The 15,622-nt window shown below is 32.7% G+C and carries 12 protein-coding genes and 1 pseudogene; 7 read left to right on the top strand and 6 right to left on the bottom strand.

Annotated features, from left to right (window positions below; translation table 11 throughout):
- Positions 1-32: 32 nt before the first annotated feature.
- The 5 genes from AC5SL9_RS01985 to AC5SL9_RS02005 all read left to right on the top strand — a co-directional run bounded on the left by AC5SL9_RS01985 (position 33) and on the right by AC5SL9_RS02005 (position 5,823).
- The gene (locus tag AC5SL9_RS01985; RefSeq protein WP_494574258.1) at positions 33-1,514 is read left to right on the top strand and encodes an aldehyde dehydrogenase; all 1,482 of its coding nucleotides are present in this window, start codon (positions 33-35) and stop codon (positions 1,512-1,514) included.
- Between the two features lie 101 nt (positions 1,515-1,615).
- Positions 1,616-2,578: an ABC transporter substrate-binding protein gene (locus tag AC5SL9_RS01990; protein ID WP_006997122.1), complete on the top strand. Its 963-nt coding sequence runs from the start codon at positions 1,616-1,618 to the stop codon at positions 2,576-2,578.
- Between the two features lie 82 nt (positions 2,579-2,660).
- Complete coding sequence (locus tag AC5SL9_RS01995; protein WP_006997121.1) at positions 2,661-3,710, top strand: quaternary amine ABC transporter ATP-binding protein; 1,050 nt, start codon at positions 2,661-2,663, stop codon at positions 3,708-3,710.
- Positions 3,703-5,208 (top strand): ABC transporter permease, encoded by a 1,506-nt coding sequence (locus AC5SL9_RS02000; protein ID WP_011281954.1) that lies wholly within the window; start codon positions 3,703-3,705, stop codon positions 5,206-5,208. Before AC5SL9_RS01995 ends, AC5SL9_RS02000 begins: the two co-directional genes overlap by 8 nt.
- Before the next feature lie 9 nt (positions 5,209-5,217).
- Positions 5,218-5,823, top strand: a complete 606-nt coding sequence (locus tag AC5SL9_RS02005) for a LysE/ArgO family amino acid transporter (RefSeq protein ID WP_006997119.1) — start codon at positions 5,218-5,220, stop codon at positions 5,821-5,823.
- A 1-nt stretch (position 5,824) separates the two neighbouring features.
- Here the strand turns inward: AC5SL9_RS02005 and hisD are convergent, their stop codons facing one another.
- Both hisD and AC5SL9_RS02015 read right to left on the bottom strand, forming a co-directional pair.
- Positions 5,825-7,111 (bottom strand): histidinol dehydrogenase, encoded by a 1,287-nt coding sequence (gene hisD / locus AC5SL9_RS02010; RefSeq protein WP_494574259.1) that lies wholly within the window; start codon positions 7,109-7,111, stop codon positions 5,825-5,827.
- Between the two features lie 62 nt (positions 7,112-7,173).
- A complete protein-coding gene (locus AC5SL9_RS02015) occupies positions 7,174-8,085 on the bottom strand; it encodes a bifunctional enoyl-CoA hydratase/phosphate acetyltransferase (RefSeq protein ID WP_271627144.1) in 912 nt (303 codons plus the stop codon).
- Positions 8,086-8,134: 49 nt separating this feature from the next.
- On the opposite strand from AC5SL9_RS02015, the gene AC5SL9_RS02020 reads away from it, so the two are divergent.
- Positions 8,135-9,277, top strand: a complete 1,143-nt coding sequence (locus tag AC5SL9_RS02020) for an epoxide hydrolase family protein (RefSeq protein ID WP_494574260.1) — start codon at positions 8,135-8,137, stop codon at positions 9,275-9,277.
- Here the strand turns inward: AC5SL9_RS02020 and AC5SL9_RS02025 are convergent, their stop codons facing one another.
- The 4 genes and pseudogenes from AC5SL9_RS02025 to AC5SL9_RS02040 all read right to left on the bottom strand — a co-directional run bounded on the left by AC5SL9_RS02025 (position 9,278) and on the right by AC5SL9_RS02040 (position 14,047).
- Complete coding sequence (locus AC5SL9_RS02025; RefSeq protein ID WP_271479879.1) at positions 9,278-10,288, bottom strand: Ldh family oxidoreductase; 1,011 nt, start codon at positions 10,286-10,288, stop codon at positions 9,278-9,280.
- An 18-nt stretch (positions 10,289-10,306) separates the two neighbouring features.
- Positions 10,307-12,219 (bottom strand): annotated as a pseudogene (locus AC5SL9_RS02030) (ABC transporter permease).
- 1 nt (position 12,220) lies between these two features.
- Positions 12,221-13,018: an ATP-binding cassette domain-containing protein gene (locus AC5SL9_RS02035; RefSeq protein ID WP_020169287.1), complete on the bottom strand. Its 798-nt coding sequence runs from the start codon at positions 13,016-13,018 to the stop codon at positions 12,221-12,223.
- A gap of 87 nt (positions 13,019-13,105) precedes the next feature.
- Positions 13,106-14,047, bottom strand: a complete 942-nt coding sequence (locus AC5SL9_RS02040) for an ABC transporter substrate-binding protein (protein WP_018414008.1) — start codon at positions 14,045-14,047, stop codon at positions 13,106-13,108.
- Positions 14,048-14,252: 205 nt separating this feature from the next.
- On the opposite strand from AC5SL9_RS02040, the gene aptA reads away from it, so the two are divergent.
- Positions 14,253-15,599 carry an omega-aminotransferase AptA gene (gene aptA, locus AC5SL9_RS02045; protein ID WP_006997111.1) on the top strand — a complete coding sequence of 449 codons (1,347 nt, stop codon included), beginning with the start codon at positions 14,253-14,255 and terminating at the stop codon, positions 15,597-15,599.
- Positions 15,600-15,622 lie beyond the last annotated feature (23 nt).

The following is a 15,622-nucleotide window of genomic DNA, read 5'->3' on the forward strand; positions in this document are numbered from 1 at the left end:
ATTAATCTTTTAAATAATAACCTACAAAGATCATGGTTGTTAACTACAAATCAATTGCTAAAAATTTAAAGTTTGAAGGAAGAGCTTTTATTAATGGTAAATATGTTGAAGCTATTGATGGCGAAAAATTTGAAAATATTAACCCTGCAACAGGCGAAGTCCTTTGTGCAGTTTCAAAATGTAATCATAAAGACGTTGATCTAGCAGTTAAAGTTTCAAGAAAAGCTTTTAATAGTGGTGTTTGGTCTAGAACATCTCCAGAATTTAGAAAAGATGTTTTGCTTAAATTTGCAGAACTACTAAGACAAACTGGAGAAGAAAATTCTGTTCTTGAATGTGTGGATACTGGAAAATTAATTGGAGATTGTATTAATGAAGTTGCAAATGACGCGCCAATGCATTTCCAGTGGTACGGAGAATTAATAGATAAAGTATTTGGTAAAGTTGGACCAACAGAACCATCGTTAACTAGTTTAATTGTTAAAGAACCAATTGGTGTTGTTGCTGGAGTTGTTCCATGGAACTTCCCTTTAATGATGGCAGTTTGGAAAATGGCACCAGCGTTAGCTGCAGGATGCTCTGTTATAATTAAACCAGCAGAAGACACACCTTTAACTGCAATTAGAGTTGCTCAAATTGCTAAAGAAGCAGGTATTCCAGATGGAGTTTTAAATATAGTACCTGGCTTTGGAGATGTGGGAGAAGCACTGGGTAGACACAATGATGTTGATGCAGTTTCATTTACTGGCTCAACAGAAGTTGGAGGACTGTTCATGAAATATTCTGGTGAAAGTAATTTAAAGACAATTGGTTTAGAGATGGGTGGTAAAAGTCCGTTCATCGTTTTAGAAGATGCAAAGATTACAGATAATTTAATTGATAATGCAATTAATTCTGCCTTTTGGAATGGTGGACAGAATTGTTCAGCAAATATGAGGCAAATAATTCACACTAAAGTTAAAGATGAATTTTTAGATAAAGTTTCCAAAAAAGTAAAAGATCTTAAAGTAGGAGATCCTTTAGATCCAAGCTCTAATATGGGATCAATGATTTCTAAAAAACATCTAGCAACTGTTGATGGGTACATTCAAAAAGGAGTTGATGAAGGTGCTAAATTATTATTTGGAGGAGTTTCAAGTAAAGATCAAAAAGGTTTTTTTGCAAAACCAACTCTTTTTGATGATTTAAAAGAGAATATGACTATTGCCCAAGAGGAAATTTTTGGACCAGTACTTGGTGTTCTTACAATCAATAGTGATGAAGAAGCTTTGAAAATTGCAAGTAATTCAAAGTATGGGTTGCACGCAAGTGTTTTTACTCAAGATATAGATAGGGCTTTTCATATGGCTAAAAGCTTACCTTGTGGAACTGTCTCTGTTAATACTTTTTCTGAAGGAGATATTAAAACGCCCTTTGGTGGATACAGACAATCTGGATCTTTAAGTAGAGATCAAGGTACAGAAGCTCTGGACCAATACCTTCAAACCAAGACTATTTGGATTAGTCATTCATAAAAAGATAAATAGCAGTAAGGATTATAAGTAGATAATTTGCTTTGACTTGCTCAAAAGTTTTAAGTTATGCTTCGTTTTTTAAATTAATCGAGAGGGATATAATGAAAATAATAAAAACTACACTTGTAGCTGGTTTAATTTCTTTATTTGCTACTTTTTCAACATTTGCTGAAAAAGTTAAAATAGGAGATCCAGGTTGGACAGGTGCAACAGCTATTGCAAATTTATTAGCAGCAGTTGTTAATGACAAAATGGGTGGAGAAGCAGAATTAGTTCCAGGAAATAATACTGCAATCTACGCGGCAATTGATAGAAGCAAAGGTGAGATAGAAGTTCACCCTGATATCTGGTTACCTAATCAACAGGCTTATACTAACGATCTAGTTCCTAAAGGAACTCTTAAGTTAAGTTCAAAACCTTACGAAGGAAACCAAGGATATTGTGTGTCTCAACAATTTGCTAAAAAAATGAATATTACAGCAATTGAAGACTTAGCTAGACCAGAAGTTGTTAAAGCAATGGACAGTGACGGAAATGGTAAAGGTGAGTTTTGGATTGGTGCTGATGGATGGGCTTCTGCAAATGTAAACCAAGTAAAACTTAGAGATTACGGTTTATACGATGCAGGCATTGAAGCAATCAGAGCTGCTGAAGCTGTAAAAAATGCAAGAGTGCTTGACTCTATTAAAAAAGGTGAAGGTTATGCATTTTATTGTTACAAGCCACATGCAATTTGGGGAATGGCTGATGTAGTTATGTTAACTGAACCTAAGTTCGATGAAGCAAAATACAAAATGGTTCAACCTAAAGAAGATGCTGATTGGTACAAAAAATCTTATGTTGCATCAAAAGATGCTCTTAAGCAAATCCAAATCGGTTGGGGAACTTCTTTAGAAGCAAAGTCACCAGCGATTGTTGATTTCTTTAAGAACTTTCAATTGTCAGCAGACGATGTTTCATTAATGGCTTTTCAAATTTCAGTTGAGAAAAAAGATCCAGCTGATGTTGCCAGAACATGGATGAAAAACAATAAGTCTAAAGTTGATGGTTGGTTAGGCCTTTAAGTTAAACTAAATTTTACCCGGCAACCAAATTTGTTGCCGGGTATATTTCTTTAAAAAATTATTAAATTTTCGAACGGATCTGATGGACTCTGCTATAGAAATAAAAAATGTTTGGAAGATTTTTGGCAACACTTCTGTGGAAGCATTAAATGCCATTCAAAATAATCGTATTTCAAAACAAGAAGCTTTAGAAAAATATAATTCAGTAATTGGTGTATCAGATGTCTCTTTTGACGTTAAAAAAGGAGAAATATTTTGTGTAATGGGTCTTTCAGGGAGTGGTAAATCCACTTTAGTGAGACATATTAATAGATTACTAGAACCTACTTCAGGACAAATTTTGATCGATAATGAAGATGTGATGAAGTTTGATCCAAAAAGTTTACAAGATTTAAGGAATAAAAAGATAGGCATGGTTTTTCAAAACTTTGCTCTAATGCCTCACCGATCAGTTTTAGACAATATAGCAATGCCGCTTGAAATAAGAGGTATTAGTAAAAATGATAGATTGGATGCTGCTAATAAGATTTTAGATATTGTGGAACTTCAAGGTTGGGGAAATAAATTTGCCCATGAACTTTCAGGTGGAATGCAACAAAGAGTAGGATTAGCTAGAGCTTTGGCAGCGGATCCTGATGTTTTATTAATGGATGAACCTTTTAGTGCACTAGACCCATTAATAAGAAGGCAGCTTCAAGCAGAATTTATCAAACTTTCAAAACAAATGAAAAAGACTACAGTATTTATAACTCATGATTTAGATGAAGCAGTAAGAGTGGGTCATAGAATTGCTATCATGAGAGATGGAAAAGTTATCCAAATAGGAACACCAGAAGAAATAGTAATGAAACCAGCAGATGATTATGTTGCTGATTTTGTAAAAGGAATATCTAGATTAAAAATTATTCAAGCAAAATCTATCATGCAGCCTGTTGAGAAATTTGAAAAAGAATTTGGATTAATATCAAAAAATTTAGAAAGCGTTCATGAAAATGATTTACTAAATAAGTTGATAGAAAAATCTTCTATTAAGGATGAGCCGATATTAGTAATTAATAATGAAAACAAAAATATTGGTATAATAACACAGGCAGACTTATTAAAAGCTGTTGTAGAGGGTAGTGATGGATAATAAAGCAAACAGAAACCCATCAAGAGATGAATTAATTACTGACTTTGTAAAAAGTAATCCAGACTATTATATTAAAGAGTTTAAAAAAATTGGTAGCAAGCCTACTTACTCATTTTCATTTAATTTATTTGCATTCATATTTGGACCAATTTGGTTTGGAATGCGTAATATTTGGAATTGGACTTTAGCTTTTTTAATTATTGAAACTTTTTCAGTAGTACAAATAATCAGAGGTTTATTTGGTAATATTACGGCAGAGGCCATTGCTAAAGTTGAACAAGTAAAAAGCACTATAGCCTTTAGAAATAAACAATTAGAAGCTGCGATAGAAAATAATCCAGACAAAATTGATGTCTTTGAAAGAAACATAAAATCCTTAGAGGATGCTATGCAAGGTTATTTAGATGAAATTACGAGAATAGAAGCTTCAGCAATTTGGATAGCAATTTTTGGTTTTATTTTATTGATAGGAATTAAAATTGTTCAGGGTGTTTTGGCAAATTCAATTTTAGAAAAGAAATATTCTGAATGGTTATCCGATAAATCTATTCATCCAGGGATGCAGATGAAAAATTATATTTTAAGTGGTGTTTTTACCTCTGTTATAATGATTTTTACAGTTATCCATTACAGTTTTCCAGGCTTACTTCAGATAATGGATACGTTCCCAACACATCCTGAAATAAGATTATTTTCAATTAAATGGATAGAAATTGTTTTTGATTATGCCGTTGTTAAAGGAGATTTAATTTTTACAGCTATAACAATTGGTATTAGGTCCGTATTAGATTTCTTAGAATTATTGTTTGTTAAAACTCCTTGGATTGTAATTATAACTGCAATTGTAACTTTAACTGGGTTATCTGCAGGACCCAGGGCTGCAATTTATTCTACAGGATTTTTATGTTACATGGGTTTTTTAGGTTTCTGGGTTAAAGCAATGACTACACTTGCCTTATTAGGAACTGCTGCAGTTTTAAGTATAGCAATTGGAATTCCGCTTGGAATTTTCTGTGCAAGACGACAAAGATTTTATTCATTAATCAGACCGATAATGGATTTCATGCAAACAATGCCAGCCTTTGTATTTATGATTCCAGTAATAGCATTTTTTGGAACTGGAAAGGTTGCAGCAGTAATTATTACAATGATCTTTGGTGGTACACCTGTTGTAAGACTTACAGTTTTAGGGTTACGTGGAGTGCCAGAAACAATTCGAGAAGCTGCTATCGCATACGGTGCAACTAAATGGTATTTGCTGAGAAAAGTAGATCTGCCACTAGCTACACCTTCAATTTTAGCAGGTGTGAACCAAACAGTAATGTTAAGTTTAGCCATGGTAGTTGTAGCATCTCTAATCGGTGCAAAAGGTTTAGGTCAAGATGTTCTTGAGGCATTGCAATATGCTAATGTTGGACAAGGTATACTTGCGGGTATAGCTATTTTATTTGTTGCATTAATACTTGATAGGGTTGTTCAGGGTAAAAAAAGAGTTTAATAAAACTTAATGGATTATTTAATATTAGGTTTTTTAACTGGGTTAAGTTTAATTCTTGCAATAGGTGCTCAAAATATATTTGTCATAGAACAAGGCTTAAAAAAACAATATATTTTTATTGTATGTTTAATTTGTTCAATTTCAGACTTTTTATTAATTTTTTTAGGAATTTTTTTATTTCAGTATCTGAATCATTTTTTTACTCCAACTATTGAGTTAGTTTTTAATATTTTACTTTTAATATTTTTATTACATTTTATTTGGGGAAAAATTAAAACTAAAGTTTCAGAAACTTCATTTGATGTGGATAGTAAAACTAATAATTTATCTAACATTGTAGTTAAAACTTTAGGTTTTACTTTTCTTAATCCACATGTTTATTCAGACACTGTGTTTTTCCTTGGAAACTTCTCTAAAAGCCTTAGTCAAGTGGATAAGTATTACTTTGGTGCTGGGGCAGCCATTTCTTCATTCCTATTTTTTTTTATAATAGGATATCTTTCAAAATATTTTTCTAAATATCTTAAAAGTGCAACAGTGTGGAAAAGAATAAATTATTTGATTATTCTTTTTATGTCTATTTTGGCTTTAACAGTGCTAATGGAAATTATATAATTTAACTAGAATAACCGTACTTTTTAAGCCTAACGTCGCCTGTTCTTGCATGCGCTTCCATTCCTTCATATCTAGAAATTCTTGCAGCTGCAGCACCAACTAATTCAGTAGATTCTTTTGTCATTCTTTGAAAACTTAAAGTTTTAACAAACTTACCAACGAATAATCCACCCGTATATCTTCCCGCACCTTTAGTTGGAAGTATATGATTAGTTCCTGAACATTTATCTCCATAAGCAACAGTTGTTTCTTCTCCAATAAATAAAGAACCATAGTTTGTAAGTCTTTTGTGAAACCACTCTAAATTTTCTGTCTGAACTTCTAAGTGTTCTGGAGCATACTCATCACTAATAGTTGCCATTTCTTCATCAGTATCACAAAGGATAACTTCACCATAATCTCTCCACGCTGCATCTGCGTTTGTTCTTGGAATTTCTGGTAGTTCAGCAATTAATTCTGGAACTCTTTTCATTACTTTTTCTGCAAGCTCTTTACTCGTTGTGTATAACCAACAAGGTGAATTATAACCATGCTCAGCTTGACCCACTAAATCTACAGCAACTATCTCAGGGTCAGCTTTAGCGTCAGCAATAATTCCAATCTCAGTAGGACCAGCAAACAAGTCAATACCCACTTTTCCAAATAAAATTCTTTTAGCTTCAGCAACAAATTGATTTCCAGGACCAACGATAATGTCTGCAGGAGGGTTATTAAATAAGCCATTAGTCATTGCTGCAATTGCAGGAACACCACCTAAATTTAAAATTACATCAGCACCACAAAGATCTGCGGTATAAATAATTGTTGGATGTGCACCCACTCCTTCTTTTGGAGGACTACAGGCAATAACGTTTTTTACACCAGCAACCTTTGCTGTTGTTACACTCATAACAGCTGATGCAATGTGTGCATAACGACCTCCTGGTACATAACATCCAGCAGTATTTACAGGTATTAATTTTTGACCAGCAAAAAGTCCATCAGAAAGCTCTACTTCAAAATCTTGACCATAATTTTTTAATTGAGCTTCAGCAAATTTTCTAACTCTTTCATATGAAAATTGAACATCATCTTTTGTTTTTTGATCTAATGTTTTTTTAATTTCTTCAATTCTTTCTTTAGAAACGATGATTTCTCCATCGTACTTATCAAATTTTTTTGTAAGATCGATACAACCTTGTTCTTTTGTAGTTTCGATATTTTTTAATAAATCCTGAACAATTCCAGTTGTTTTAGTATCGTCCGTTGAAGATGTTTTTGGTGATTTTTTTAAGTACGTTATAGCCATTGTTTCCCTCTCTAATTTTGAAGCTTTATTTAAAACATTAATGCCATTATTTCAATGAAGAATTAGTCTAAAGCAACAACAGCTGCAGCAATAGAGGCTAATCTAGCTTGTGCTTCATCAGATCTACTAGTAATTACTATTGGAACTTTACCACCTACTACTACACCAGCTGCACAAGCTCCCATAAAATAAATCATCATTTTAACCAAACTATTTCCGGTTTCAACACTTGGAACTAGCAATACATCTGCATTACCAGCTACAATATTTTTAACACCTTTTATAGCGGCAGATTTTTTTGAAATACTATTATCAAATGCCAAGGGACCAAAAACATCAGCATTTAAATTTTCTTCTTTTGCAAGTTTTGTAATTTCATCTGCATCGATAGAGCTTGGTACACTATCTAAAATTTCTTCTGTTGCTGATAGAACTGCAATTTTGGGCCTTTCAATTCCTATACGGTTTGAAAAATCAATTACATTTCTTAAAATATGCATTTTTGTTTTTACGTTGGGTAAAACATTTAAAGCACCATCAGTAATTATAAGTGGCTTGTCATCTTTAGTATTTGTCATATGCCATATGTGACTAAGTCTAGTTTTACCAAGTAAATTGTAATCTCTTTTTAAAATTTCTTTCATTAAGACATCTGTATGAATATGACCCTTAACAATAATTTTTACTTTATCTTGGCTAGCAAGTTTTGCAGCAATAGCAGCAGTATTATTTTCAATAGGTTCATCAATGATTTCAAATTTTGAAATATCCCATTTTAAATCTTCAGCACATTTAAGAATTTCTTTTTTATTCCCTATAAAGATAGGTGTTATTAAATTTTCATTAACAGCATCTTGAACTGAAAGCATTGGTAAAGGCAACCCTGCATTTACGATTGCAGCATTAACACCTTTTTTCTTATGCGCATGATCCAGAAGGTTATTAGGACAAACAATTTCTTTATTTGAAAGCATGAGGTATATTTAGTCTGAATTTTTAAAAAGTATATACTGTAAATTGATAATGATTAAGCCTTTTAAATTAGATATTCCCGATAAAGTACTTCAAGAAATATACACTAAAGTAAAAAATTATCCATGGCATGAAATGCCAGATGATGGTGGCTGGAAATATGGAAGTAATCTTGATTATATGAAAGAGATCTCAAATTATTGGATTAAAGATTTTGATTGGAGAAAACATGAGGCAGAAATAAATCAATTTCCAAATTTCACAACTATTGTAGATGATATCGAAATACATTTTATTCATGAAAAGGGAAGTGGGTCCAACCCAACACCTTTACTTCTTATGCATGGATGGCCTGGATCGGTAATTGAGTTTTTACATATTATAGAAAGACTTGCACACCCTGAAAAATTTGGTGGAAACATTGACGATGCCTTTGATGTAGTGGTCCCATCATTACCTGGTTTTGGTTTTTCTGGGAGACCTTCAAGACCCATGGGACCAAGAAAAATAGCCAATACTTTAAATAAATTGATGACAGAAAACCTTGGTTATAAAAAATATTTAGCACAAGGAGGTGATTGGGGAGCAACTATTGCAAACTGGATTGGTTATGATCATTCAAAATCATGTAAGGCAATTCACATTAATTGTTTAACAATGCGCCACCCTGATGGTCCACAAACAAAACAAGAGGAAGAATGGCAACAAAGATTTAACACAGACCAAATAATGCAGGATGGATATAGAACTCAACAAGCAACTAAACCTCAAACTTTAAGTTATGGAATGATGGACAGTCCTGTTGGAATTGCAGCATGGATTATTGAAAAAATGTACTCATGGTCTGATTTAAAAGATAACAATATTGAAAGTGTTTATTCAAAAGATACACTCTTAGCTAATATTATGGTTTATGTAGTTACAAAAACTTTCAACACAGCTACTTGGATTTATTACGGAAGAAGAGAAGAGGGTGGACGTTTTTTTCCTAAAGATTTTAAAAAAATAGAAATTCCAACAGCTGCAGCAATTTTTCCAGCAGAAATGTCTGAGTGGCCACCAAAATCTTATGTAGATAGAATGTTTAATATTACTCAATGGACAGAGATGCCGAGGGGTGGACATTTTGCAGCCCTTGAGGAACCTGAGCTTCTTGTTAATGATCTTGTAAAGTTTTCAAGATCTGTACGATAGTTAGATACTTTGTAAATATTCCAAGTCTTTTAAAACAGCTTTTGAAATATTAATTTCTTTTTTAAGATTACTTTTAAACCTATTAAACTTACTTTGTCCTGGGTAAAGAATTTCTTTAACACCTTTTATCTTAGGTAGTTTTTTTATAGTTTTGATATTGTCTTTTATTCTTTTATTGAAAGAATTTCCGACAAATAAATTAGGCTTTAAAACAAAAAATAGGTGACCAATATTTTGTGGACCACTAAAATCAGTAAATGGATCTTTAACTCTACCTGCATGATTACCACCTGTTAATACACCACTTAAAATATCAACCATCCAAGCTAATCCAGAACCCCTAAAACCAGCTATTGGTAATTGAACACCCTCTAATGCTTTTTTAGGATCCGTTGTTGGTTTACCAAATTTATCTAAAGCAACTCCCTCAGGAATTTTAGTTCCTTCTCTTGCTGCAACTCTAATTTTTCCTCTATTAATCATTGAGATTGAAGTATCTAAAATAAAAGGAACCTTTGATCCAGTAGGTGTTCCAAAACAAATAGGGTTTGTTCCAAATAAACTTTTTAAAGCCCCATGAGGTGCAACTGCTGGAGGTGCATTAGTAAATACCATTACCATTAAACCTTTTTTAACTGCTTGCTCTGCGTAATAACCAGATAAACCATAATGACCACTATTCTTAACTGCAACTAAGCCAATTCCAGTTTTTTTAGCATTGTTTATAGCAGTTTTAATAGCGGTATCTGCAGCAACAAAGCCAATACTATTGTTACCATCAACATGGGCAATGGATTGAGAAATTTTTTTAACTTTAATTTTAGCTTTTGGATTAATAACTTTTTTAGAAATACGGTCACAGTACATCTTAAGTCTAGATAAACCATGTGATGGAGCACCAACTAATTCTGCATTGATTAAGGCTTCAGCACAAATAGTGGCATGATCTTTGTTTAATTTATACTTAATAAAGATATCTTTAATAATTCTTTTTAATTTCGAAGATTTCATAGTTTAATAAAAGTTTGATTAACCTTTGCCATGCCATGGAATTGTTTTGTCAATTATTTTTCTTAAAGCAACATCAAATAATAAACCTAACATACCCATTACAAAAATAGTGATCCAAATAACTTCATATTGGAAGTATTTTTTAGCAACGTTTTCAACAAATCCAATACCTGTAGTACCGGCTAAAAATTCAGCTGCAACCAAAGTTCCCCAACACATTCCAACAGCAACTCTAACCCCTGTTAAAATTTCTGGTAATGAGTTTGGAAATATTACATGTCTTAATATTTGCCATTTAGATGCACCAAGTGAGTGTGAAGCATGAATTTTAGACAACTGCGTACCAGCAGCTCCTGCTCTAGCAGAGATGATCATAATTGAAAATGAAACCATAAATAATAAGAAAACTTTCCCAACATTATCAATTCCAAATACAGTAATAACTAGAGGAGCCCAAGCTAATGGGGGTACCGGTCTATATAGTTCAATTAATGGATCAAAAAATCCTTTAGCAAATCTGTTTAAACCCATAAACAATCCTAGTGGCACACCAAAAATAATTCCAAGTACTAAACCTAGGAGAACTCTTAAAAAGAATCCCAGATATGACCCATCGGAACTGGTATCTTAAATAATTTAAACTCACCTGTAACAACACTTAAGACTTTACTCTTAAAGTTTGGAGTAACAGTTCCATCAGCATTATGAATTGGATATGCCCCAGGCATAGCATCTGCAATCCAATCAGGTAATATAAAACCAACTATTTTACTTACATCCATCATTTCATACCAAATTAGAGGTACGTTTTTAAATCCAATACTGGGTTTAAGGAGTAGCACAAATTTATTAAAGGTATCAGACGGTTTTGGTAACCATCTTCCAGATCCTTGCTCAGAACAATTTGGTCCACTTGAAACAATTGTACCTGCAGGAAATAAAAAAATATCAACTAGTCTTAAAACACCTTGCTCTTTCTTTTGAACTTCATCAAACTCTATTATTGATTTTTGCATATCATCAAGAGTATTAGGTGGGAAAATACTTGCGTATTCGATTCTTCGAGCAATTTTTAAAACATCTTTTGCTAATGCAGAAGCTACTTCTTGGGTATCATCTAAACTAGATCGATAAGCTTTAATCTCATCCTTAATCTCTTTCATTAACTGCTTATATTTATAGTTATGATTTCTTAATTTGAAAAAGTCATTACTAATAAGAGTTAATTCTTTTGCAGCTGCATCAAATTTTAAACCCATTTTTGTTTCAGGAATTGTTGGTATTTCAACTGTATTTTCTACAGCGGTTGCAGAGGCTCCCCATTTCCCTTGTTTTTTTAAAGCTTCAATTCTTGCGTTCTCTTCTTCAATACTTTTAATTGGTGGATAGCTTATTTTTTGAAAATCTTCTGTTAACCAAGTAATTCTATTTGTTAAATCTCGAATTTGACTTTTTGTTTCTTCTTCTAAAAGATCAATATTGGTTAACAATGGAATTGATTGTTGAGTTTTTGCAATAAATTTTAAAAGAGTAGTTTTGTCTTGTTCTCTTATATTAGGTGAATTTTTAATTTCATTAGCTAGTTTTTGTATATTTTTGTTTTCACCTTTAATTATTGAAGTACTCTTAAATTCACGTTCCTCAATTGGAAATAAATATTTTAATGAAAGTAAAGAGTCGTTTACTTTTGCAACCTGACAAAGTTCATTTGCAGACTGAGGATAAAATGATTTCGCCATATCCCAAGAATAGTAAAGCCAAGTTAATAGTAAAAAACTACTACCAACAATAACCCAATGAACTCCACCTTTAGCTCTTTCAGGGTTACCAAATACAGCATCTAATTTTTCAGTTTTTGCTAATTTTCTTCCATACAAAATAGATCCAATAACTGCAAAAATTACTACGAATGTTATAATACCTGTTAGCATACTAAATATCTTTACCCATAATTTCTTCTTCCATATTCCAAATCATAGTTAGAATTTCTTCTCTAGTGCTTACAAAGTTAGGTGTTTTTTTTATCTCTCTTAAATCACCATCAATACCCATTGATGCAAAAGGAAGATTATATTCTTTATGGATACGACCTGGTCTTGGTGCCATTACATATAATCTTTCACCTAGTAGTAAAGCTTCTTCAACTGAGTGGGTGATTAAGATAATGGTTTTTCCTGTTTCTTTCCAAATTTTTAAAACTAAAGACTGCATCTTCTCTCTAGTTAATGCATCTAATGCTCCTAATGGTTCATCCATTAAAATTAAATCAGGGTCATTAATTAAACATCTAGCAAGAGCAACTCTTTGCTGCATACCTCCAGATAATTGATAAGTAGGAGTGTTTCCAAAACCTTGTAGGCCTACTATATTTAACCATTCTTCAACTTTCTTAGCAGTTTTAACTGGGTCTTCTTTTTTCATTCTTAAACCAAAGTCAACATTCTCTGCAACCGTTAGCCATTCAAATAAAGCACCTTGTTGAAAGACCATTCCCCGTTCAACACCAGGGCCATTAATTTCATTTCCGTTAAGAGTGAGAACTCCAGAAGTAGGTCGTAGAAATCCAGCAGTAATGTTTAACAAAGTTGTTTTTCCACAGCCCGAAGGACCAAGAACAGTTAAAAGTTCACCTTTTTTAAGTGTAAAGTTTACATCTTTTAATGCATGAACTGTTTCTCCTTTAGGAGTTTTAAAGATCATGTTTAAATTCTGAGAAATTAAATCACTCATAAGACAATACTATATTAGAATTTTTTTAAAAAAATAGGCACCAATTTATTAAATTGGCGCCTATTTAAATTTATTTAACTCTCTAAATTAAAGAGGTAAAAAGCTTGTATCAACTGCTCCGTTAGGAGTACCCATTCCTTTTAAAAATCCACTTAGATTTCCAGAAGTCATAGATTTTTCAGTCTCTTCAGGTGTAAGAAATTTAAATCCGCTTAAAGTTTCTTTCATATCACCAAGCTTCATCTCAGCATCTTTAGCGATAACATTTAAATCACTTTTACCTGCTGCATATCTAGCATTCGCTTCATGAGTTACTTCTATGAAAGTTCTCAGCATACCTGGGTTCTCTTTCATAAATTTGTCAGTAACAGATGTAATGTCAATACCTAAGATACCAGCATCACGCGCTTCTTGAACTGTTAGTAATCTACTTCCAACTGCAGTTGCAGCTTTAATAGAATTTCCACCAAATAAACATGCCATTACAACATCACCAGAAACTAGTGCAGCAGCACCTTCTTCAGGATCCATTTGAATAACTGTCATTTTACTTTTATCAGCGCCAACAACTTTCATACTTTCATCAAAAACATACTCAGCCATTGTTCCTAGAGGAACAGCAACTTTTTTACCTTCTAATTCAGAAGCGTTAGCTTTTGTAATTCCAGAAGCATTAGATGTAACACAAGTTGTTCCACCCATTCCGTATTCCATAGCAATATCTACAAGTTTTAGCGGAGCTTTTGATTTAACAGCATTGATAAATGGCACTAAGCCTTGTGAGTAAGAAATATCAATATCTCCAGCTAACATAGCATCAGTCATTGCACCACCGTTTGAAAAGTTAGTCCATTTAACTGGAACACCTAGAGCTTTATCAAACATCTTTTTAACTTTGTCTTCTTGGTTTGGAGTAGGCCATTCTAAAAAGAATGCAACTCTAACTTCTTTAGCAGCAGCGTTAGCAACTGACATTGATAAGTTAAGAGCAACTACAGCACCAAGAATAAAACTAATTATTTTTTTCATTATTATTCCTTTGTTAGTAATTTAATTAAATTATCTGTATTTAAATAGAATTTGGAATTGATGTAAAACAAATTTTAATTTTTATACACCTATAAGTTGTAAAATTATAAGCCTTAAAGAAAAAAATAATTATAGAAAACCTTTTGATTTAGTCTAATAGTTAGGAATAAAATTATAACACTACATACTTAGAGAGAGAATATTTATGAGCTCAGAAAACAGAACTTCAGTACCTAATTCATTAAATGAACATTGGATGCCGTTTACATCTAATAAAGATTTCAAAGCAAACCCAAGACTAATTACAGAAGCTAAGGGGGTTTACTTAAAAACTCACCATGGAAAAACACAAATAGATGCGAGCTCAGGGTTATTTTGTAACCCACTAGGCCATGGAAGAAGAGAAATCACAGAAGCTGTTACAAAGCAATTAGAAACTTTAGATTACGCACAACCATTTCAACAAGGTTTTGGTGGTTCATTTGAATTAGCTACAAAAATTTCAAAACACACACCAGGTGATTTAAATAAAATGTTTTTTACAATTTGTGGATCTACAGCTGTAGAAACTGCAATTAAAATTGCTGTTGCATATCACAGAGCAAAAGGACATGCAGAAAGATTTAGATTTGTTGGACGTGAGCGTGGTTATCATGGAATGAACATTGGCTGTATTTCAGTGGGTGGAATGGTAAATAATGTTAAAACGTTTGCAAGCGTTTTAATGCCAGGTGTCCAACACATTAGACATACACATTTACCAGAACATAAGTTTGTGAGTGGTCAACCAGAAACTGGAGACTATTTAGCAAATGATTTAGAAACTATTTGTCAAAATTTTGGTGGTGAAAACATTGCTGCTTGTATTGTTGAACCGATTGCTGGATCAACTGGAACACTGGTTCCACCAAAAGGATATTTACAAAAACTAAGAGAGATCTGTGACAAGCATGGAATACTTTTAATTTTTGATGAAGTAATTACAGGATGGGGCAGAACAGGATCTAAATTCGCTGCAGATGAATTTGGAGTAACTCCAGACATTATGACAATGGCTAAAGCTACAACCAACGGTGTTGTTCCCATGGGTGTTGTTGCATGTAATGATTATATCTATGATGCGGTAATGGATGCTTCACCAACAGGTGCAGTTGAATTGTTTCATGGCTATACTTATTCAGGAATTCCAGTTGCAGTTGCTGCCGCTCTTGCAGTGCAGGAAATTTTTGAAAAAGATGATATTTTCAATAGAGCAAAAAATTTATCTCCTTATTTCCAAAAAGGATTATTCTCTCTTCAGGATCTAGAGTCTGTAGATAATATTAGAGGATATGGAATGATGGGCGGAATAGACATGAAGCTAAACACTAAACCAGGTAAAGCTGGTTATGAATGTTTTAAAGCTTGTTATGAAGCTGGTGTTAACTTTAAAGCTACAGGAGATTGTTTGATTATAGCTCCTCAATTCATCTGTGAAGAAAAACATATCGATGAGATTATTGAAAAGTTAAGAACTGGTATTACTAACTATCAAAAAAATCAAAAAAACTAAAAACTTTAATAAAATTTAAAGTA

The sequence above is a fragment of the Candidatus Pelagibacter sp. PS_37 genome, from assembly GCF_059417825.1.